Below are 22,467 nucleotides of genomic sequence, written 5' to 3' on the forward strand. Positions count from 1 at the left end.
ACCCTATGAAATCGAAACAAATACGTGATTATACAGAGTTTTTATCGATAATGAACATAAACCTTTTCCTCATCATATATGTATGAAATAGCATGAAAGAAATGAAAACGCGTACTTGTATGCACAAATTGAAAAGAGGAGGTCCTCTCATATGCTTCACTCTTCTTACGCATCATTTTCTGGTAATGAACAGCTACAAGCGAGTCCACCAACTTCTGATGCTATTTCAAATACGTTTACAATTGAATTTTGGGTGCGTCCAACTAAGGAACAAACTCTTAGGAAAGAGAGTCGCTCCGGCGTATCCCCTCTTGAAAATCAACCTTTTGTAATTGCACCTGCTGACGATCAAGCTCTTACAGTCGCTGAAGCGTTCATTGCCATTTCCGTTGGCACCAATGGCATTTCTGTTTATGAAATTGGCAAAGATCATTTTACACCAACGCTTGTATATCCTTGTTCAATTGAGGGCTGGACACACGTAGCGCTCGTTTATCATCACCGTACTCCCTCTTTATACGTGAATGGTGTCCTAGCTAAAACGGGAATTTTAAGTCGCCGAAGAAAAATCATTCCTCACTTTTGTTTTGGTGGACACCCTTCATATGGGTACTTTCAAGGTGATTTACAAGAAGTTAGACTATGGAATATCGTACGAACAGAACCACTTATTCAAGCTTTTTATCAAACTATTATCGATCACATAGAAGGTCACATGATTCAGTATTGGCCGCTTTGTGAAGAAACAACCGTTCAAAGCTGTGTTGAAACAGGTGCTCACGTTATAGAAAACCCTGTAAAGTTACACAAAAAAAAGTTATTGTTTACGTTTTATATTCCAAGTGGAGGGGTTGAAACATTAAACCGGCAGCGCTTTTACGCTTTATCTGAATCAAGTATTCAATGTGATTTTTTATATACACAGCCTGGAACGGGCCTCCAAAACAAAGTCAATGCTTCTGTATTTGTGACCAATGAAGATGTGAAAATAAAAGAAATTATTTCAAAAGAAAACTATGATGCTATTATCGTTAATACAGATTATCTTCTTTTAAAAAGACTGCGACAATTAGGCTATAAAGGTCATTTAATTTATGAAGTGCAAGGATTAGGAACAGATAAAGAGTATACGAATGCTTATTTAAAGGGTCATGCACACTCTTATATTAAAAACTATAGCGATGCCATTCTATACCCTAACACTCCTCATCTTATCGATGCTTTCCAACAGTATTTGTCTTCAAAACAACAATTTTGCTTTCATAACTGTTTTGATACAAGGCAATTCCATTATCAACCGCTGCCAAAACAACCTACCCCAATTATTGGATGGGTAGGAAGGCTTGAGGACAATAAAAACTGGCGTGACTTCCTTCGCATTGGATCTCATATTATAAAACATTCAGCTGATGTAAAGCTTTGGATGTTCGAAGACAATACGCTTTCAACCTCCGCTGAGCGTGAAGCATTTGAGTGTTTAGTTGATCAGCTTAACCTCAGAAGTCATTTAACTATTTACGCCAATCAACCTCATGCCAAAATGGCAGAGTATTTTTCAATCATTGGGGATTCGGGAGGGTTTTTATGCTCCACTTCTAAAGTAGAGGGATTTGGCTATGCAGTATTAGAAGCAATGGTTTGTAAATGTCCCGTTTTATCTACGGATTCAGACGGTGTAAAAAGTTTTATTATCCATAACCAAACTGGAAAATTCTTTACATTAGGTAACATTGAAGAAGCCGTAAAAGAAGGAATAGAACTCCTTACCAATAAATCGCTGCGTGAAACGATTCGACACCAGGGTGTCACCCATATCATTCAGCACTTTTCACCCCAGGAATATGCAGCCAACTTTAAGCAAATGCTCTCTCAAATATAAAAAAACCCCCTTCCACTTTCTAAACTTCAATAAGTGGAAGGAGTTCACGTTATGAAACAGGGCCGATTGTAGTACCGGTAAACGTTAAAGGACCGGTAACGCGTGCTTGTGTTAAAAGTGGATTTAACAATTCAGCAGTAATCGTATACGCATGATAGCCAACAGGAGCATTTGAATCTACAATTTGAAATGCAGCAAGTCGAATTTCATTTACTGCCAGCGTACTTATTTGAGCAGACCCGATAATACCACCATCACGTAATACGCTAACTAAGATGTTGGGTAATCCTAAGAAAGAGCGAATCCCAATTGTACAATCTAATAACACGGTGGATCCTGGACGAGGAACTGCCAGTCCAAATTCAGCTAAAACAATAGTGCCGATAGTTGGAATAGCTCGGTCTAAACTATTATTAAAGTTACTCGGTACACTTGCATTAAAATCATCAATAGGTCTCAATTTGTTTCCTCCTTATATAAAAATATACTGACAATTTATTATATGAAATATAGTAAATTATGTTTGGACAAAAAACCAATTTTTACCAAAAATCTTGTAATTTCACTTTTTCTACTTGTCTTTCATACTATGTAACTAGCTCTTAATTTAAAGCACGTCAGGAAGAAGGGATTTGCAATGGAAAAAGTATCAATTATTATTCCTTTTTATAATTGTTCCTATGTTCAACAAGCAATTGAAAGTGCTCTGCAGCAAACCTATTCAAATATTGAAGTAATTGTTGTTAATGACGGCTCCACAATTCACACTGAAAAAGTGACTCCTTATTTAGATCGAATTCGCTATATTGAAAAGAAAAACGGGGGAACTGCCAGCGCTTTAAATGTTGGCATTCAGCATGCAACTGGTGATTACTTTGCATGGCTGAGCTCTGATGATTTATTTGTTCATGATAAAGTAGAAAAGCAGCTCCGCTTTATGAAGGCTCATAACGCCTATATAAGCCATTCAAACTACGCACTTATTAACAACAATAGCGAAGTTACTGTACCTTTAGCAGGCGTTTATTTTGACCGGAAGTTAGATTTTATTGAGCACCTTCAAATCGGCTGTAGCGTTAACGGCTGCACCATCATGATGAAAATGGACGTTTTTTCTACCCTCGGACTATTTAATGAAACGCTACGATTTACACAAGACTACGATTACTGGCTGCGCTGCGTTCCTGCCTACGAGTTTTATTATCTTAATGAACCGCTTGTTCACTATCGTGTTCATGAAGAAATGGGAACTAAGAAGCATACAAAAGAAATTGAGCGTGAAATTAAGGCAGTCCAAGAATCACACCGTTCCGTGCTCAACAACATGGTACAGCTTGAAAAAGGTTCATCACCTGGTCTTATTAATTCTTTGGCATCGCAGTCCTTTTCTCAGCCTGCAAACAAGCCTTTAAACATTACGTTTCCTATTTTAACGCTGTGCAAAGGTGGCGCTCAGCGCATGCTTGCTGATATTAGTAACGGCCTTGTTGATTTAGGGCATAATGTAACCATTTTAATGCCTCCACAAGGTGACATAGAGTATGACGTAAAAGCAAAGATTACAAGGACTCCTGGTGCTGTGATAACGGAGCAAGACTATCCAAACAGTGACTTAATTATCTCAAACTTCTACTCAACCGTTCCGTCTGCTGCGGCTGCAAGCGCTCAAGGAAAAGGCATTCACGCGCGCTTTAGCTTATGCTATGAGCCCGTGTTTCTTCCTGAACAAAGCGTTTCTTTTCAGTCTTACAATACAACACCTTATTTGCTTGTTATCTCACGCTACCAGCAAGAATTAATCTCATTACTTCATGGTATTAAAGGTGAACATATTCCTATTTATGTAAATCCTAACTTTTCAAAGCTGTCATTATCCAATAAAAGAAAACCGCTCACAATCTCTGCTATTGTGAGGATACCAGAAGGTGGATATTCTTGGCAGCGTGACCAGGATTATTTAATTGAGCAACTAAAGGTTGTCAAAAAACAGTTTCCAAGTGTACGAATCAATCTGATTTGTCCACCAAATGAGTTTGCTCAGTCTCCTATGTTACAAGACTTGCGAAATAAGGAAGGCTTTTTATTCTATTCTCCAAAAGATGACTATGAACTGTGCGCTTATTACAACCGAGCAGATATTTTTGTGACTTCTTCCATTTATGAAACAGCTGTTTTACCGGGGCTTGAAGCCATGAAGTGCGGTGCAGCAATCGTAGGTGTCTATGCCGGTGGAAATACCGAATACGGACGTCATGAAGAAACCTGCTTAATGTCTTACCGGTATGAAAATCGACTCGGTGAGGATATCATCCGCTTAATTCAAGATCCTGCACTCCTTGCAAAGTTGAAAAATAACGGTGAACAAGAAGCTGAAAGATGGCAGCTTTCAAACAGCGTCGCAGCATTTGAAAAAGCATGCTATTCCTTTTTACAAGATGCACACAAATAAACAGGCACATTTCACTGTGCCTGTTTATTTGTGTTGATGTTCATATAAGGAAGCTGTGCATTCCTATACGATTAAGATTCACATAATTATCCCTTTGTCCCTCCGGCTGTTAAGCCTGAGATAAAGTACTTTTGACAAACTAGGAATAAAAGAGCAATCGGAACGGCAATGAGTACAGACCCTGCCGCAAAAGCCGTAAATTGGTTCCCGAATTGTCTTGAAATCATATCATATAAGCCAACTGCCAAGGTGTAATTTTCGCCTGAACGAAGCAATACCTTTGCTAAAATGAAATCTCCAAACGGAGCTGTAAACGTAAATAATGCAATAACAGCAATGATTGGCTTGGCTAACGGCATAACGATTTGGAAAAAGATACGAAGATGCCCAGCTCCGTCCATCTTTGCAGACTCATCTAGCTCTTTTGGAATCGTATCTAAATACCCTTTCATTAACCATGTATTCATTGGAATAGCTCCACCTACATAGATTAAAATTAACCCAAGATGTGTATCGATTAACTTTGTAACCGTCGCAAGCACAAAAATAGCAATTAATGCTGCAAAGTTTGGAATCATTTGTAACACTAAAAACGTTAATAATCCATTTTTTCTTCCAACAAATCGATAGCGAGAAAATGAATAAGCAGTTAGGCTAACTAAAATAAGAGATAAAATCATAGTTGAGATACTAATTTTCAACGAGTTCGCATACCAAATTAAATAATTACTTTGGCTCGTATCAAATAAGGCTGCATAGTGCTTGAACGTAGCATTTTCCGGAAACATTTTTGAACCAGACAGGCTATCTCCGGGATTTAAAGACGAACCAATAATCCAAAGAATTGGATATAAGATAATGGCAAACATAACTAGTACAACTGCATATGATAAAGTGAGACGAATGGTTTTTTTTGTTTTTATACTCATAGTTACATCATATCCTCTTCTTGGAATGATTTTGTGCGCTTAAATTGCCATAGCGCCACAGTGATAACAATCACTGACAATAACATTGTAATGGCTGCAGCTTTTCCATATTGCTGAGTCGTCATCGTCAGCTTATAAATCCATGATATTAGAATATCTGTACTTCCAGCTGTTTGACCTGATACCGCAGGTCCACCAGCATTAAATAAGTAAATCACGTTAAAGTTGTTAAAGTTAAACGTATACTGGGTAATTAAAATTGGTGCCGTTGCAAAAAGAACAAGCGGTAACGTAATTTTCGTGAATTTTTGAACAGCCGTTGCCCCATCTACCGTTGCCGCTTCGTACAACTCTTCTGGAATTGATTGAAGCACACCTGTTGTCATTGCGAAGATAAACGGAAATCCTAACCACGTCTGGATCATAATTAAAGCCACTCGGCTCCAAAGTGGTTCCGTCATCCAATTTATTCCTTCAATTCCTAAAAAAGCGAGGATGTCATTATTAATCGCTCCGAAGGTCTCGTTAAACATTCCTGCAAACACTAGGATGGAAACAAAGCCTGGTACCGCCCAAGGTAAAATAAATACAGTACGAATAATTGCTTTCCCTTTTAAATCTTTTTGATTAATTAAAATCGCTAAAAAGATACCCAATGCTACTTGAAGGGTTGTTGCGCCAAATGTCCAAATTAACGTCCATGCAAACACGCTGATAAACGTTTCTCGCCAAATTGGCACCGTTGCCATATCAATAAAGTTCTTAAATCCTACCCAATCGACAAGCTTTGCTGGCGGTGAGTGGTAGAGATCATAGTTTGTAAATGCTAATAAAATAACAAACAAAATTGGAAAAATGACAACAAAAACAAGAAGAACAAAACCTGGTGAAATCATGAGATACGGAAATCCGTTATCTAGTAAATTGTGATATTGCTCTTTTACCGTACTGATACGTAGGCCTAAATCACGCTTCTCTCCGTTTTTATAGGCATCACGTAAGTTAAACACATAAAACCCGAGTGCAAACACGAGTAAAATAACGGACAAGATTCCGTATACTAGCAAGAAGATTGAATGGTCTCGCGGCAGCACTTCACCAAGTGTCACAAGTCCCCATAAACCAATGTTCAAAAAATCTTTAAATACAACAACGAAGGAAATAGTAAGTAGAAGAAACAACATTCCTTTTAGAATTTGACGATTATATAGCTGACCTAACCCGGGGATGATGGATAATCCTAACGCTATTTTACGATGGTTGCTACCTTGAAATGTTTGCTCGGGCTGATTTTCAGCATGTTTTAGCTCCATGTATGGCCTCTCCTTTTCATTCTAAATAAGCAAAATAGTAAGTCTTTTCATAGCGCAAACGCTTGCCTTATTAGTAAGGAAAGAGTACCCCTGAAGAATCAAAGGTACTTCTTTCCTTTAACAGATTGTTTATTTACCGCTGTGGTTTGCTTTGATGTTTTCTTCAATTGTTTTACGTGCTTCATCTAGAGCTTTTTTAGAATCCGCTTTACCCGTAATAACGGTTTGAACTGCGCTTTGCATTGGAGGCCAAACTTCTGACATTTCAGGAATCGACGGCATCGGTACTGCATCTTGAGATTGCATAGCAACTGCAGAAGCTAACTCATTGTCTTTAATAATTGGATCTTCAAGCAACGCTGTATTTGGTGGAATTTCTTGTGTTAACTCAAAGCGTTTTTTTGCATTCTCATCGTTTGTGATATGGTCAATAAATTTTTCAGCCCATTCTTTATTAGTTGAGAATGATGTAACGTTCCAACCTTTTACACCCATAAACGTTTTAACTGGTTCACCGTTTGGTAACTTTGGCATTGGAGCGGCACCAATATCAATTCCCGCTGCTTTATAGCCTTGGAAAGACCATGGACCATTCATAACAGAAGCTACTTTACCTTCGTTAAATAGACCGTCTAATGCGCTACCACCGTTTTCTCCAATAATACCATTCGGTAACAGCTTGTCTTTGTACCAAGTGTTGATGTAGTCAACTGCTTCAACTGCTTCAGCATTGTTGACACCCAAGTCTTTTGTATCAAATGAACCGTCTTTTTCACCGAATACGTAACCACCGTAACCACTTAGGAAACCATGTGCAAAGTAATAGTTATCCAGTAGCGCTAAAAAGCCATACTTCCCGTCTTTTGTGAAGTCTTCTGAAAAGGCTTTAAGTTCGTCCATTGTTTTTGGAGCTTCTTTCATCAATGCTTTGTTATACACAAGTACTGGCGTTTCCGTTGCTTTTGGCAAACCGTAAAGCTTACCATCAAACGTCATTGCATCAATTGATGATTCACTAAAGCGAGATGTTGTCTCATCTGAAGTAGTTGTTAACTCTGCAAGCAACCCTTTCGTAACAGCTGGACCAATGTTATCATGAGGAATTGTTACAACGTCTGGAGCTGTTCCAGCAGGCCCGTCCAACGCTAGCTGCTCCTGAATTTTTGTTGTTTCTACTTCTTTATACTCAATTTTAATACCATGTTCTTTTTCAAAACTTTTAATTGCATAGTCTAGTGCTGGTCCTTTATCTTTATCTTCCCAAACAACTAGCTTTTCTGGTTTTTCTCCCCCACTCCCAGATCCTGGTGTCGTACTTGTTGCACCTTCTTCTGGACCACACGCTGCTAACATACCTACTGTTAGCGCTGAAGTCATCAAAACTGATAACGCTTTCTTCATTTTAACCCCTCCGTTGACCTATTCTGTTTGACTTGTGCAACCGTTTGTACAATCCCTAAAAATAGAACGCTTTCATTTTATGGTGAAAACGTTTGCACTATCTACAATCTCTATTATACTTATAATCAACCATTTGACAACTACTCTTTTTCAGATTCGTATGAAAAACCAAATTTTATTTTCGAGACAGAGCTTTATCACTATATTTTTTACATATAATATAAAAAAAGTAAGTTTTTCTCACACTTTATCTAGCCAACAATCACATTCGCTATACCTATTATGATTTTTGCTCGCCTTGTATTAGAAATTCAACTTGCTTAAGCGTTTATTCACAAAGTCATAATACCTGCTCAATCAGCTGTTTTTTAGATAAACAAATCAGAATCTAATTGCGGTCATATTGTTTTGAAAGAGCATATGTAACGTAGAACCAGCTGCTTTTGGAATATGTATAAAAATAAGAAATTGATTATTTACACTCCCCTCCTTATAAAAAGAAAAGCTGCCTTTTTAGACAGCTTTCTTTTGTTTATTGATTTATATGAAGACGTGTACTACTTTAATCCTTGGTTTGTCGATGAAATGTCAGAATATCTAAAAGCGATTTCTCAAGCGAATAGTTTGGTTTCCAGCCTATAAGTTGAAGCGGTGACGTATCTGGTATTAAGAAAGGTTCACTGTTTGCTGTATCACTTGTAATCTGAAAATCTACGTGAGCAAACGTTCTCAGCATAGAGGCAACTTCTTTTAATGAATAGCAGGCAGAGGCGGCGATTTCATAAACTTCCTTACTTTGACCAAATAAGAATAAATGTTCATATGCTGCAACAGCGTCTCTCACGTCAATAAAATTGCGCCTGGCTTCTAAATTATTAATGTGAAGTTCTTTTTTTTCATTGTCTTTTTCCATACCAGCAATTTTTTTAGCGAAAATCGAACAAACACCGTTGGAATGCCCAGGTCCAATTAAGTTTGAAGGCTTTGCAATAACCACATCGAGATTATAGAGTTTTGCCCATGCCTCTGAAACTAAAATCTGCACCGTTTTTGAAAAGCTATATGGATGAGTAAGTGTTGAACTGTCAGAAGGATTATACTGGAGTGCAGATCCCGCTACTACAATGCGAGCAGCCGGCACTTTTTTTCTCATTCCTTCTAATAGATGCAGCGTTCCAATTACATTGCTGTTAACGTAAGACAAAGGCTGTTCCCATGAGCTCCCCACATGATTTTGACCAGCAAGATGAAGAATATAATGAGGATTTGTATCTTCAACGAGCTTTGTTACCTGAGATTCCTTTTCTAAATCACAGCTAACTACACGTACACCTTCACAAGGTACTTTCTTACGCATTGCAGCCGTTACTTCATAGCCTTTTTGCATAAAATGCGTTACGGCATGCTGTCCTGTAAAGCCGTTTGCTCCCGTAATAAGGATTCGCTTTCTCATTGCTTTTGCATCCAATCTTTCATCTCTTCTAGCATGACTCGGTAAGTAGGCGGCGTGTAAATATAGTCTGTTCGCGTATTTTTAATCGTCCGATCCAGTACAAATGCTTCATCTGCTTCAATCGTAACATCATCTTTTTGAAATACTTCTTTCATAAGCTGAAGCAGCTCGAATTTGGAGATTTTCGGCTCGGTCGCAAGGTGATAAAGACCCGTCACGTTCTGTTGAATAAACACTTCAATTGCCTTAGCAAGCTCTATTGTCGTTACACCGTTCCATAGCGCTCGCTTATAGCCTTTGATTTTTCCTGTTTGCTTCATAAACCATAGAAATAGGCCAATTCCGTCAGTTTTTAACTCAGGTCCAATGATTGAGGTGCGAACTGTTAAGTGCTTATCGCTAATAATTTCACCCAGCTGCTTGGATTGAGCATAAATGGAGGTTCCGTCAGGAGCATCACTTTCCGTATAGTCGCCTTTGTCCCCTAAAAAAACGCAATCTGTACTAATGTGAATCAGCTTTCCTTGGTAGCGCTCCGTTAGTTTGACGAGTTGATGAGGAAGAACGCTATTAACGTGAAAAGCAAGCTTACTATGTTGCTCCGCATGATGATTTAAAATACCGATACAATTAATTGTAATATCAGGCTTTTCTTGTTCCATTAATTTTTCTAGATCAGTAGCGTTTGTTACATCAACATACAATCCTTCTTTGTCATCTAAATCCCTTGATGTATAGACTACTTCGTACTGAGGTTTTTGTTTAAAATAAGAAGTGATAACGTGACCAGCCATTCCTTTTCCACCAAGGATTAGTATTTTCATTTAGATAAACCGTCCTTTCTCTAACATCTCTTTAATTTCTTCTTTCGTCATTAACTCTTTGCTAGAATTATAGTTCACAAGGTTTACAGGCCTAAAGTTTGCATAGTGCTCTTTTAAACCTGGAATATGAATTGGCGGTAAAATGACAAAATACTCTTCGTCATAAGCAATCGTTGTTGTACTTTCGTATTCTGACAGCAACAGCTCATGAATTTTTTCACCAGGACGAATACCTAGTATTTCGATATCGACATTTTCTTTGTTTGAAGCATCAATTAACACATAGGCAAGGTCAATGATTTTGCATGTTGGCATTTTCATAACGAAAATCTCACCGCCAAGGCTTTCAAATGTTGCTTTAAAGACAAGCTTGATTGCATCCTCTAGCGTTAAGAAAAAGCGTGTCATATCTAAATCTGTGATTCCTACTTTTCCTTTTTCTTGAATTTGTTTTTTAAATACGTGAATAACGCTTCCATTTGTTCCAAGTACATTTCCGCCTCGGATACACACAAATTTTGTCTTCGTGTTTAGTGTATTCGCATGAATAATTAAACGTTCGCCCATCGCCTTTGACAGCCCATAAAAATTCGATGGATTCGCCGCTTTATCAGTTGAAATGTAAATTACGCGCTTCACGTTACAAATAATAGCTGCGTCGATAACATTTTGCGTACCGTGTACGTTTGTTTTTAGTGCTTCTAACGGCTGATCCTCACAAACTGGAACATGCTTTAAAGCTGCAAGATGAAACACATAATCCACGCCTTGACATGCTTCAATCAATGAATCTTTTTCTTTAATATCCCCTATTAGGAACTGAAGCTTTGGGTCGTTGTCAAACTCTTGCTTCATTGTAAATTGATTGGATTCATTGCGTGAAATAATTCTAATTTCCTTCGGATCAAGAGTTAATAACTGCCTTACTAATTCGTATCCCCATGAGCCTGTGCCACCTGTAACTAAAATCGTTTGATTTTTAAACACTGTTAAGTCCTCCTAAAATTACTTTTATTACTTTATCCGAAACATCCGGATGATTGTACCCTTCTGGATAAGACCATTTACTCGATTGGTTTACCATGACTTTGACGCAGTTTACAATTTGATCTGCGTTTAAGCCTGACAGCATATTGCTACCACAATCGATCGTTTCAGGACGTTCTGTTGTTTTTCGAACCGTTACTGTTGGAACATGAAACAAGCAGCATTCTTCCTGAACGGTACCGCTATCTGTTAAAACACAAAGTGCATTTTTTTCAAGTTTTACAAAGTCAAAAAAACCGAACGGTTCATGAAACTCAACAAGTGGATGAACTTGAAGAGAAGGATGCTTATCAATGCGTGATTTTGTTCGTGGATGAATGCTGCAAATAATGCGCTTTTGAAATTCTTCAGCTACCTTATTAAGACCATTCATAATTTCAACTAAACGTTCTTCATAGTCAACGTTTTCAGCACGGTGTATCGTGACTAAGAAATAATCATTTTTTTTGATGCTTAGTGTTTCTAAAATAGAACTTGCGTTAATTTGAGGAGTGTAATGATTTAGCACTTCAAAAATAGGGTTTCCTGAAACCACGATTCGGTTTTTTGGAACACCTTCTCTAATAAGGTTTTCTTTACTTTGAGGGGTATAAGGAAGATTAATACTTGAAATAGCATCAATTACTTTTCTATTTTTTTCCTCAGGCACTTCGAGGTCAAAGCAACGATTTCCAGCTTCCATATGCATGACTGCAATTCCCATACGCTCTGCTAGAATTGCACTTAGTCCGCTATTTGTATCACCTAACACCAAAACTTTATCAGGCTTTTCTTTCAAAAAAATTGTTTCTAACTGAGCATACATTGTTGAAAGCTGTTGTCCTAACGTAGCTTGCTGATTAGCAAGCACATAGTCTGGCTTTCTAACCTGTAACTCTTGAAAAAATACGTCGCTAAGAGAAGCGGTAAAATTTTGACCTGTATGAACTAAAATATGTTTAGTTGCATAGCGGTCTAGTTTGTCAATAATTAAGCTTAGACGTATAATTTCAGGCCTGGTACCTAAAATGGTCATCACTTTCATTCTTTACACATCCTATACATAGTTTGGACTCCGTCTTCGCTGTATCCTCTTATTACTTTATGCGGGCAAGTAAGACTTGCTATAGGCGAGATTATTATCTTTATGCTATTAACCTACCTCTCATCATGAATCCAAACCTCATAGAATATATATACGTTGTATGCATAGAAATCTCTTAAAAATGATTATTCCGCCTGTAATTGACTAAGGTAAAAGGAGAATATTATGGAAAATATGCACGTTTTTCTCTGTGGCTATGAAAGTCCACATGTAGTTCAGCAGCTTTTAGCAAAATTGAGCGACGAGGCGTCTATTACTGTCATTGCCAAATCAGAAATTTTGCAATCAATTCCTCACCATGCAGATACAATATCTCTATCTAGTTATATAGGAAGCCAGCTAAACCAAAGAATTCAAAATTTAAATGGTGGGCACGTATTGTTTTTATTTAAAGGAGATGACGTAAACCTTTCGCTTTTAAAAAAGCAACCAGTAGATAAAATGAAGCTATACACTTATCCTTTAACAGCAGGAGAGTTAAAGCTACCTCTAATGTTTAAAAGCGCTGATTTAAAATTATTTCCATTTCCTGAAACATACGCATTTCCTTTTGTTGAAGCGATGTTTGCTTATTGGGTACGTACTCTTCGTGTAGATCAATGCTTATCTGTTAATGCAAAGAAAGCGATAAAAATGGGAATTCAAAAAGAAACGCGCTTTTCTTCAGCGTTTCTAGAAACTAATCAACTCTATCAATTTATCTCTGAACCTAAAGCCATTCCTTCTCTATCAATTATCCTAGCATCTTATAATATGAGATCTTTTATCCATACAGCTATCTCTTCATGCTTCATTCAAAGCATGCCTATTCCAAGTGAACAACTTTTTGTAGTGGATGATGGCTCCACGGATGGAACTGCTGAAGATTTAATTCACCTTCAATCACGGCTGGATTTTCAGCTTATCCAAACAGAAAATGGAGGAAAAGCACGGGCTCTAAACACTCTTTTGCCTTTACTTAAAACAGAATTTGTACTAGAGCTTGATGCCGACGACTGGCTTGATCCCAATGCTTTATCTGTTATTTCAAATCACTTACTTTCTATTCCTTCAGACGCCGCTGTTTTGTATGGAAATTTACGAAGGTGGAAAGAAAAGCCACATAATGAATTAAAGCTAATGGGTGTTACGAACGGACGACCCGTTCATTCAAAAAATGATCTTCTAAGCTACGCATTTCCAATGGGACCACGCATTTACCGCACTTCTTTTCTAAAAGCGATCGGCGGGTTTCCCGTTCTTTCTTTTTTAGATGGGCGTATGTACGAAGACGTCAGCGTCTTAAGTGCGCTAATGAAGCAGTATTCGGTATGCTACCGAGATTTCACCGTATACAACGTTCGTGATCACGTGAAAAGCATCACAAAAAAAAATCACTCCAACTGGAGCGATTTCATTAAGAATCTGGATTAATTAAACAGTGAAAAAGCGAACTGTGTTGATAGCAGATATAGGAACCCACATTGGAGTTGCACCATATCCCATTGATTCAACAACTATAATATAATCACAACCAACAGACGTAATAACGCCATCAATAATTCGATTGTCTAATCCAATTTCAGCTCGCTGACCATCAGAATTTGTCAATTGAGAAAGTAGTAAACTTTCAAACATACCATTATTCCTCCTTTTAATTAAAGTGGTGTTACTGTTTCAATTTGAGAAACTAAAACGAACGTTACAGCTAAATCATCTTCAACAACTACCACATAATCTGTACCTACAAATGATAAAACGCCTGTAATCGTCGGCTCTAAAACTGATGAAATTTCTAAAGTTACGCGCTCATTTACTAGTGATGATAAAGCGCCTACAAGTGGTGTTGAACAAGTAGGTGGTTCAACAGGTCCAGTAGTTTCTCCATTACAACAAATAGCACGAAGTGCAACTGCTCTTTTCATAAAAAATCGTCTCCTTTCATCTGTTAACATTTAGGAAAATATTGGACTTTTCACTAAATATTCTCTACAGTCTATGTAGCTTAAACGCGTTATGCTTAGATGCTTGACCTATAAAAACAAAAATTTGTAAAAAAAACGGCAAGAGCGGATTTTTCACTAATTCCACTCTTGCCGTCTTTTTAATACTATTATTTAAATGCTTGTTTAGCTAAGTTCATCACCGTCATGTCATCCATCGGCGGGTTATGAAGGCCTGCTCGTACGTCGCGATAATAGCGCTGAAGAGGGTTTTGTCGCTGCAAGCTTCGTGCACCAACAATTCTCATCGCTTTGTCTACCACCTGAAATGCACTATTTGTGACCACGTGCTTTACAGCAGCTAATTCTCCTGCCAATTCTTCACGATTTTGTCCTTCATCCCATTTGCGCGCCACGCTGTACATGAAATGTCGTGCTTTCATAAGCTCAAGTTCTATTTCCCCCATCTGCATTTGCACGTTGGGAAGTTCACTGATTGTTCCTTCTATACTGTTCGGTGAGTAGCTTTTCGCAAATTCTACCGCGTAGTCTCTCGCTGCAATGGCAATACCAATGTAGCATGCTGGAATATGCAATAGCCATCCGCTTGCGCCAGGCTTTTTACTTCCACCGATATATTCAGCTAAATATGCATCAGGAATACGGACGTCTTCAAGTACTAAGTCGTGACTTCCAGTTCCTCGCATTGCAATCATATCCCACGTTTCTTCGATTGAAAGCCCAGGGGTATCTCTTGGAATAATAAATTGTGCTACTTGGTTTGCTTCTTGCACAAAAGCTTTAACTAAGAAGTAGTCCAATGCAGGAGACATTGTCGTAAACGTTTTTCGGCCATTTAACACCCAGCCATCTTTTGTACGTTCCGCTTTGGTTTCAGGAAGTCCTCCTCTAGTAGGGCTTCCTGTTTTCGGTTCAGTGGCCGCACTGTTAATAAGCGCTCCTTTTTGAATTTCTCCAAATAAAAAGTCAAGCGTTTCTTTCTTCCACGGCTGCTTATCACGAAGATCCATCGTAATGCCCATATGCCACCCGATACTGAGCGCCGTGGATGAATCGCCTTGAGCAATTAACTCTTGAAACAGTAGAAAGTCATACAAAGATAAGCCTTTTCCTCCACTCGCTTCACTTAGCGACCAAGTTGTATAACCAACACTTTTTAAGTCAGCAATATTTTGAAAGGGAAAGATACTTTTTTCATCAATTTCTTGAGCACGCTCTTTAAAAGCTGGAATGAGAGCTGCAAGCTTTTGGTACGATTCTTTGTTTGCATCAGTGATAAATGAATTATGCATCATCAATCGCTCCTTTTTCATTAAATCTCTACTACGCCCATCGGTTTAATACTTATTATCATAGCACATCTATTTTCTATGGTGCACTTTCGGTGCTCATGATTACGAAAAGAAGGATAGGCACCCATTAGGCGTTTGTAACATATGTATAATTAATCCTCTCTCTCAATCGCTTTTTCCAAATATGGAAAAGGCGATTTCATTTGTGATATGCACCTATTTTTATTGCATTCATAAGCTACATAAACGGCATTTTTCGCCAAAGGAGGGTCGCTATGTTCCCGTTTGGAAAATCACCTTTTAAAGAGAATGGATTTGGAAAGATGAATATGAAAGATATCGACCAATATGTACAGCAAGTGTTATCTAACGCAATGGGGCAATCTTTTCCACAGTATATGAAAGAAAACGATTTCTTTAAGCATGCACATCAAATGTACAATCAACCACTTTCTTCCGAGCAACAGCGAGGTCCGTTAACGTCAAACGTTTTTCAAACGCACGATGAATGTATCGTCCAGCTTTCTTTTCCAAAACCTGATAAAGTTGAAGAAATCAAGGTTGCCTATACACCTTACTCATGTACAATTACAGGTACGTATGATGGTGAAGATTTCACAGAAGAATGTCAACTTCCTTGTACGGTCAGCCGAAAAGGAAGTAAAGCTACGTGCAGAAACGGCATTCTTGAAGTCAAGCTCATAAAGTATACAAATTTACCTGAAACAGAAATTGATGTTCATCACTTTGACTAAAAATGCTCGCTGTTTACACGGCGAGCATTTTTCATTGCATAACAAGGTGATATTTTTCAACTTCTCGTTTTATAATAGCTTTAATTTTTTTAGCATCCACTGCTTCTGTATCCGTATTTCTAACAGCACAAGCTACAAAATTACCTCGATTGATTCCCAACCCTCCGAGCTGAGCACTTACTTCCATTGCTGTTTCTAAAAGTGCTTCATCTTTAAGAGGCATATCCGTAACAACTACGACGTTCACCTGTTCCTTACTTTTTGTAAACAAGAATAACCACGTATATATTTCATCTTCGTAAAATGAAATTCGTGTAAAGCGATGATCGATTCCAGACCACGAAAGTAAATCGCTGCTTTTCTCTTCGTCTGTGTACTGAACGATTTGCTTACACCAATGGATACCCTTTCCGCTATCTCCCGTAGAAAGGGTGCGCAAGGACTGTTCAAAGCTTACTGACAGACACCGTTCATTTTCTATGAGCGTATATAAGTTGGAAAAAGCTTGTAGTACCTTCTCTTCTTTCGGGGGAACATATGCAAGCTGCCTTTTATGGACTCCAGGATGATAAAGCACGTGTAAATCCACCCCATAGACATGCTGAAGAGTTTGCTGGTCACTAAAAATCTCTTCAATACCTCTTGCATAAACCTCTCCATCTTTTAACAGGATGGCGTCATCAGCAAATAGTGCTGCAATGTTTAAATCATGTAAAATCGCCACAATGGTTAAGTTTTCTTCTCGCTGCAGCTCTTTTAATAAATGCAGCAGTTCCATCGCATGCTTTACGTCTAGATGATTTGTCGGTTCATCTAACAGCAAATATTCAGGTTCTTGCGCTAGAGCTTTAGCTAAAAGAACGCGCTGTTTTTCCCCACCGCTCAAAGCATTGAATGAGCGATGACGATATCGCCACACATCCGTTCTTTTCATCACTCTTTCAATTACTTCTTTATCATAAGGTGATTCATTATTTAAAAACCGTTTCGTTTGGAAAGGATAGCGACCAAGCGCCACAATTTCACGAACGGTAAACTCTAGACCGATTTGATTTTCCTGCGTCATAACCGCTATTTTTTGCGCTAACTGCGTAGCTGAATAGGAGGAAATTGACTTTTGTTCTAACTTAATTTCTCCTGCTGTTAGCGGAAGCACCCCCATCATTAAACGAATGAGCGTGGTCTTTCCGCTGCCGTTTGGTCCAAGAAGCGTGCAAAATGAGCCTTTTTCGACGGTAAAAGCTACGCTTTTGACAGTAGGACTATGCTTTTTGTAACCACCAGTTACATTACAAACCTCAATCATTCAATCCCTCTTTTCCGAATCCTTTCTTTAATAAGCAATAGCGTAAAAATAGGTGAGCCGATGAGCGCAGTTACCACACCAATTGGAAGCTCCTGCGGATTTAAAATGGTTCGTGCTACAAGATCTGCAAGCACTAAATAGCTACCCCCAATAAGAATGGAAAGAGGAAGCACATGCTTGTGATTTGCACCTACCACCAACCTTACTAAATGCGGAATAACAAGCCCTACAAAGCCAATTGCTCCAGAAACTGATACGGATGCACCTGTCAAAATAGCTGCTGACACCAAAATGATACGCTTCCTGCTTTTTACGTTAATTCCCATGAACTGCGCAGACTGGTCACCAAATGCAAACCCGTTTAGCTCACGAGTATTTGCAAGTAAGCCAATTGTACCGATAATGAAAAACGGGAGTAAAAGCTGAACATGCCCCCACCCTCTCATTGATACGCTTCCCATTAGCCAGTACAAAATTTCACGCACTCCTTGTTCTGACGATAGGGCAACCATAAGGGAAATCATCGCGCTCATGAATGATGACAAAATGATGCCCGCTAAAATAATGGTTTCGTTAGCTAATGTCCCACTCGCTAACTTTGTGATACCAAATACGAGTAAAAGCGTTAAGAAGCCAGATACAATTCCAATAATCGGTAGCGTATAGGTATGCATGCCAAATAGCTGCCAGTTAAAAAAGATAGCAAGCACTGTGCCAAGAGTAGCTCCAGATGATACTCCGATTGTATAAGGGTCTGCTAACGAGTTTCGAAGCAACCCTTGAAAAGCTGCTCCGGCGATGGCAAGAGCTGCTCCAACTAAAAAAGCAACGACCACGCGCGGAAATCGAATTTCCCAAATAATGAGTTCCATGTTACTCGGGCCATGATATAAAGTTAATCCAGACATATTTTGAACAATAATTTTAATAACGTCCGTAACGGTTAGAGACACCGTGCCTATAAAAACACCCGTAATCACGGTAGTTAAAACAAGGATTATACTAAAGAAATAAAATAATACAGTTTTGTTTACGATTTTTTTCATTTTACATCAACTCCCTCTATTCAAAACCGAGGGCCGGGATGTTAATCTTTTGTAAAGAATCTCTTACAGATAGCACGCCCAACCGTTTTATCTTGAATTGCTTTTATACTCACTCATAATTTTATAAATTTTTTTCATATCAATTGCTTTTCGAACGTGTGCAGCCAACTTTTGAAAAGACTCTGCCTTTCGTTCCCTGCTATTAAATGTTGTCTTAATCGGATCTAATCCTTTTTGCCGGCGAATATCGTTTAAATACGCGCGTCGAAAGCTATCATTATGAAAAATGTCGTGTACGTATGTACCAATTATGCGAGTGAAAGTCACCCCTTCTTTTATACCGTTTAGCTCCGCAAAATGTGAAATTGGCTCCGTAGACGTTGTTTCGCCCATATGAATTTCATATCCTTCAATTTGATAGAGCTGATTGCGCAAAATAGCATGTCCTGATACTCGTTTTGTTCGCTTCTTTGTTTTCATTACGGTATGAATAGGTAAAAGACCTAGCCCTTTAATCGATTTTTGGGCTGATTCCACTTCATTCGGGTCAGTTATCACTTCACCTAAAATTTGATATCCACCACAGATTCCAGCAATGTTTACCTTATTTTTCATCGCCAAAACAGCTTCTGCTAATCCTGTTTCATGCAAGTACTTTGCGTCTTCCAACGTGTTCTTACTGCCAGGAAAAACGATTACATCAGGTGTTCCAAGCTGAGAAGGCTTTGTCACAAGCCTTACGTGGCAATCATCCTCAAAATGAATGGGATCTAAATCTGTAAAATTCGACATGCGAGGATATGAAATAACGGCAACATCAAGTTCTTTAGCTGGATTTGGAAGTGTCGGATACGTAGTTAAAGCCAGTGAATCTTCTGCATCAATTTCCACATCATCCAGATAAGGAACCACACCTAAAACAGGAAGTCCCGTATATTCTTCAAACCAATCAAGCCCCGGCTGCAACAGCGATAAATCACCTCGAAACTTATTAATAACCACTCCTGCTATTTTAGATTTATGCTCTTCTGAAAGCAGCTGAATGGTTCCTACTAAGCTAGCAAAAACCCCACCTTTATCAATATCTCCTACTAAGATAACGGGAGATTGTGCAATATCAGCTACTCGCATATTAACAAGTTCACGGTCGTTTAAGTTAATTTCAGCAGGACTTCCTGCTCCTTCTATAACAACACACTCGTATTCAGAAGCAAGCTCTTCATACGCTTTGGTAATAATCCTATGCCCTGTTTCAAAGAAGTCTTTTCTATACTCGTATGCATACATATTTTGTAAAGGAACACCATGAACGACGATTTGAGCCTCATATTCTCTTGTTGGCTTGATTAAAATTGGGTTCATATTGGTTGTCGCTTCCACTCCTGCAGCTTCAGCTTGAATTCCCTGAGCACGGCCAATTTCTTTTCCATCTTTTGTGATATAAGAGTTGAGTGCCATATTTTGTGATTTAAATGGCGCTGTTTTGAAACCATCTTCTGCAAAAATCCGACAAAAAGCAGTTGTAAGTAAGCTTTTTCCAGCGTCGGAATGCGTTCCTTGAATCATAAGAGGAAGTGCTTTTTTCATCTTCATCACGCCTTTCATAGCAAAAAGCCTTGGCTAAAGACCAAGGCTTCATGACAACATCTTCATTCTTTGGATGTGCACGTCACCTATTTTCCCCGCCGAAAAATAAGAGTTAATGTTTAAAAGCAGGTCTCCTGGCTTGTGCTTCACTTTACTTCTGCACCTTCCTAGCTTATTGCTAGCGGTTAATTGCAGGTTCATCCACACTCACAGTAGCGGGGGCTGCATCGGATTTCCACCGATTTCCCTATTATCCTTAAACGAATAAGGCACTTTTAAAACATAATCGTTTATAAGTATTGTTTACGAAGCTGTTCTTGTAGGTTCTTTGTTCTTGACTGTGTCATTATACTTGCAGTTACAAAAACCAATAATGATAGAACAACGGGAAGCACAACTGTATGCATGCCAAATGGGTTAGGAACATAGGTGTGAATAAAGATATACGTTAAAAGCCCCGTCACCATCCCCGAAATTGCTCCGTATTTATTTCCTTTTGCCCAATATAATCCTAACACAATCGGCCAAATAAATACTGCTTCAAGTCCACCAAATGAAAATAAGTTAAACCAAATGAGTAGATCAGGTGGATTAATAGCAAATAGAAACACTAAGATTCCAATAATCATGGTTGTTAGGAAGCTCCATCTTTTCACCTGCTGCTCTTTTGCTTTTGGATTAACGTAATTTAAATATAAGTCTTTTACAATAGCAGAGCTAATAATTAATAAAATAGAATCAACCGTTGACATAATCGCTGCCATTGGTGCAGCAAGTACAATTCCAGCTAACCAAGGTGGTAATACTTTAAGGGTTAACGTTGGCATCACGGTATCTCCTACTTCAATTCCAGGAATTACGGCACGAGCAAATACACCAATAAGGTGCATTCCTAACATGATTACACCAACTACCACCGTACCGATAAGCATTGCTTGATGCATCGCTTTCGAATTTTTATACGACATCGCTCGAACGGCTACCTGTGGCAGTCCCACAACTCCTACTCCAACTAAAATCCAGAATGATGACACGTAAAGAGGTGTTAATGAACGGTCAGCTCCGTACGGACTTACAAGGTTTGGATTTTCGTTAACTAAATCTTTTATGATTGCTTCGATACCACCGCCAGCATAAACAGTAGCAATTAGCAAAATAATCGTTCCAACAAGCATTACAATTCCCTGCAGAGCATCGGTTAATACAACAGCACGAAACCCACCAATTGATACATAAACAAGGACGGTGACTGCAAAGATAACAAGTGCACTTTTGTATGAAATTCCGACAAATCCTTCAATTAATCTAGCCCCTCCAACCCACTGAGCAGCTAATGACGCAAATAAAAAAAGGACAATACTTACAGCAGAAACAATGACCACGGTATTGCTTTCATATCGTTTTTTCAGAAAATCAACAAGCGTAACGGCATTCATCTTTCGCGAAACAATGGCAAATTTTTTGCCAAGAGTTGTGAGAACAAAATAACCTGTCACAACTTGAATCACAGACAACAATACCCAGGCAAGTCCAGTTTGATAAGCGGTACCAGGACCACCAATAAAGCTGCTCGCACTTCCATACGTTGCCACCATTGTCATGGCAAGAACAAATCCTCCAAGCTCCCTGCTTCCTAGAAAGTAATCATTAATAAATGAGTTTGCTGTGCTTGTTCTTTTAGCGGTAATAAACCCAATAGCAAAAATCAATAGGACAAACACAATAAGTGGAACAATGACGGCCCAATTCATTTGCTCTCACCTCTTTCTTCATCTTCTAAAGGAAGATCTGAAAAGAAAAAGCGAACAACAATCCAGACCAGTAAAATAATGAGTGGAATTCCAACTATGCAACTATAAAAAAACCAGGCTGGAAATCCCAATATGTATGTATACTCTGACACGGGCTTTGAACCAAGTCCGTATGTAAAACCAAACCACCATGCAAAGTGGAAAATAGCCAGGCCGATACCAATTAAAGCTTCTTTATGTGCGATTCGATACCGCCAATCGGCTCTTTTCTTCATGTTCGTTCTCTCCTTCTTTGAAATGTTGCAGAAGATGTGCATTATGATTATAACGTTCCAAAACATATGAAGCTATCCTTTTTGCTAAATTCATGACATTTTTTCCTATTTAACGCTTAAATATTAAATAAAG

The 22,467-nt window shown here is 38.6% G+C and carries 20 protein-coding genes and 1 riboswitch; of the genes, 4 read left to right on the top strand and 16 right to left on the bottom strand.

The genetic code is table 11. From position 1 onward, the window contains the following. Window positions 1-151 precede the first annotated feature (151 nt). Window positions 152-1,879 (top strand): glycosyltransferase, encoded by a 1,728-nt coding sequence (locus tag NIZ91_12215; GenBank protein ID USY53522.1) that lies wholly within the window; start codon window positions 152-154, stop codon window positions 1,877-1,879. Window positions 1,880-1,928: 49 nt separating this feature from the next. On the opposite strand, the gene NIZ91_12220 is transcribed toward NIZ91_12215, so the two are convergent. Beyond that, the gene (locus NIZ91_12220; GenBank protein USY53523.1) at window positions 1,929-2,339 is read right to left on the bottom strand and encodes a hypothetical protein; all 411 of its coding nucleotides are present in this window, start codon (window positions 2,337-2,339) and stop codon (window positions 1,929-1,931) included. Window positions 2,340-2,516: 177 nt separating this feature from the next. On the opposite strand from NIZ91_12220, the gene NIZ91_12225 reads away from it, so the two are divergent. Beyond that, window positions 2,517-4,328: a glycosyltransferase gene (locus NIZ91_12225; protein ID USY53524.1), complete on the top strand. Its 1,812-nt coding sequence runs from the start codon at window positions 2,517-2,519 to the stop codon at window positions 4,326-4,328. Between the two features lie 86 nt (window positions 4,329-4,414). Here the strand turns inward: NIZ91_12225 and NIZ91_12230 are convergent, their stop codons facing one another. From NIZ91_12230 to wecB, 7 genes are all read right to left on the bottom strand, one after another. Next, window positions 4,415-5,257 carry a sugar ABC transporter permease gene (locus tag NIZ91_12230; protein USY53525.1) on the bottom strand — a complete coding sequence of 281 codons (843 nt, stop codon included), beginning with the start codon at window positions 5,255-5,257 and terminating at the stop codon, window positions 4,415-4,417. 2 nt (window positions 5,258-5,259) lie between these two features. Then, window positions 5,260-6,570, bottom strand: coding sequence for a sugar ABC transporter permease (locus NIZ91_12235; GenBank protein USY53526.1), 1,311 nt, complete (start codon window positions 6,568-6,570; stop codon window positions 5,260-5,262). Window positions 6,571-6,699: 129 nt separating this feature from the next. After that, window positions 6,700-7,971: an extracellular solute-binding protein gene (locus tag NIZ91_12240; GenBank protein USY53527.1), complete on the bottom strand. Its 1,272-nt coding sequence runs from the start codon at window positions 7,969-7,971 to the stop codon at window positions 6,700-6,702. Window positions 7,972-8,533: 562 nt separating this feature from the next. Continuing rightward, entirely contained in the window at window positions 8,534-9,424 is an 891-nt protein-coding gene (locus NIZ91_12245) for an NAD-dependent epimerase/dehydratase family protein (GenBank protein USY53528.1), read from the bottom strand. Beyond that, window positions 9,421-10,248, bottom strand: a complete 828-nt coding sequence (locus NIZ91_12250; GenBank protein ID USY53529.1) for an SDR family oxidoreductase — start codon at window positions 10,246-10,248, stop codon at window positions 9,421-9,423. Before NIZ91_12250 ends, NIZ91_12245 begins: the two co-directional genes overlap by 4 nt. Then, the gene (locus NIZ91_12255) at window positions 10,249-11,235 is read right to left on the bottom strand and encodes a polysaccharide biosynthesis protein (protein ID USY53530.1); all 987 of its coding nucleotides are present in this window, start codon (window positions 11,233-11,235) and stop codon (window positions 10,249-10,251) included. Then, window positions 11,228-12,319 carry a UDP-N-acetylglucosamine 2-epimerase (non-hydrolyzing) gene (gene wecB / locus NIZ91_12260; protein ID USY53531.1) on the bottom strand — a complete coding sequence of 364 codons (1,092 nt, stop codon included), beginning with the start codon at window positions 12,317-12,319 and terminating at the stop codon, window positions 11,228-11,230. The genes NIZ91_12255 and wecB overlap by 8 nt, the downstream gene beginning before the upstream one ends. 225 nt (window positions 12,320-12,544) lie before the next feature. On the opposite strand from wecB, the gene NIZ91_12265 reads away from it, so the two are divergent. After that, complete coding sequence (locus tag NIZ91_12265) at window positions 12,545-13,792, top strand: glycosyltransferase family 2 protein (GenBank protein USY53532.1); 1,248 nt, start codon at window positions 12,545-12,547, stop codon at window positions 13,790-13,792. Here NIZ91_12265 and NIZ91_12270 read toward each other — a convergent pair whose 3' ends face one another. The 3 genes from NIZ91_12270 to NIZ91_12280 all read right to left on the bottom strand — a co-directional run bounded on the left by NIZ91_12270 (window position 13,793) and on the right by NIZ91_12280 (window position 15,614). Further along, window positions 13,793-13,996: a hypothetical protein gene (locus NIZ91_12270; GenBank protein USY53533.1), complete on the bottom strand. Its 204-nt coding sequence runs from the start codon at window positions 13,994-13,996 to the stop codon at window positions 13,793-13,795. It abuts the gene before it with no gap. Window positions 13,997-14,016: 20 nt separating this feature from the next. Next, complete coding sequence (locus NIZ91_12275; GenBank protein USY53534.1) at window positions 14,017-14,283, bottom strand: hypothetical protein; 267 nt, start codon at window positions 14,281-14,283, stop codon at window positions 14,017-14,019. A gap of 188 nt (window positions 14,284-14,471) precedes the next feature. Further along, window positions 14,472-15,614 carry an acyl-CoA dehydrogenase family protein gene (locus tag NIZ91_12280; GenBank protein USY57160.1) on the bottom strand — a complete coding sequence of 381 codons (1,143 nt, stop codon included), beginning with the start codon at window positions 15,612-15,614 and terminating at the stop codon, window positions 14,472-14,474. 275 nt (window positions 15,615-15,889) lie between these two features. On the opposite strand from NIZ91_12280, the gene NIZ91_12285 reads away from it, so the two are divergent. Next, window positions 15,890-16,369: an Hsp20/alpha crystallin family protein gene (locus tag NIZ91_12285; GenBank protein ID USY53535.1), complete on the top strand. Its 480-nt coding sequence runs from the start codon at window positions 15,890-15,892 to the stop codon at window positions 16,367-16,369. A gap of 31 nt (window positions 16,370-16,400) precedes the next feature. On the opposite strand, the gene NIZ91_12290 is transcribed toward NIZ91_12285, so the two are convergent. The 5 genes from NIZ91_12290 to NIZ91_12310 all read right to left on the bottom strand — a co-directional run bounded on the left by NIZ91_12290 (window position 16,401) and on the right by NIZ91_12310 (window position 22,334). After that, on the bottom strand, window positions 16,401-17,675 hold the full coding sequence (locus NIZ91_12290) for an ABC transporter ATP-binding protein (protein USY53536.1): 1,275 nt from the start codon (window positions 17,673-17,675) through the stop codon (window positions 16,401-16,403). Next, entirely contained in the window at window positions 17,672-18,721 is a 1,050-nt protein-coding gene (locus NIZ91_12295) for an iron ABC transporter permease (protein USY53537.1), read from the bottom strand. The genes NIZ91_12290 and NIZ91_12295 overlap by 4 nt, the downstream gene beginning before the upstream one ends. A gap of 87 nt (window positions 18,722-18,808) precedes the next feature. After that, a complete protein-coding gene (locus tag NIZ91_12300; protein ID USY53538.1) occupies window positions 18,809-20,308 on the bottom strand; it encodes a cobyric acid synthase in 1,500 nt (499 codons plus the stop codon). A gap of 106 nt (window positions 20,309-20,414) precedes the next feature. Next, window positions 20,415-20,600: riboswitch (cobalamin riboswitch) on the bottom strand. Next, a complete protein-coding gene (gene panF / locus NIZ91_12305; GenBank protein USY53539.1) occupies window positions 20,599-22,059 on the bottom strand; it encodes a sodium/pantothenate symporter in 1,461 nt (486 codons plus the stop codon). It overlaps the preceding riboswitch by 2 nt. Then, window positions 22,056-22,334 carry a YhdT family protein gene (locus NIZ91_12310; protein ID USY53540.1) on the bottom strand — a complete coding sequence of 93 codons (279 nt, stop codon included), beginning with the start codon at window positions 22,332-22,334 and terminating at the stop codon, window positions 22,056-22,058. The genes panF and NIZ91_12310 overlap by 4 nt, the downstream gene beginning before the upstream one ends. Window positions 22,335-22,467: the final 133 nt, after the last annotated feature.

The sequence above is a fragment of the Bacillus sp. 1780r2a1 genome (assembly GCA_024134725.1).
In the GTDB taxonomy this organism is placed as follows: Bacteria; Bacillota; Bacilli; order Bacillales; family Bacillaceae_H; genus Priestia; species Priestia aryabhattai_A.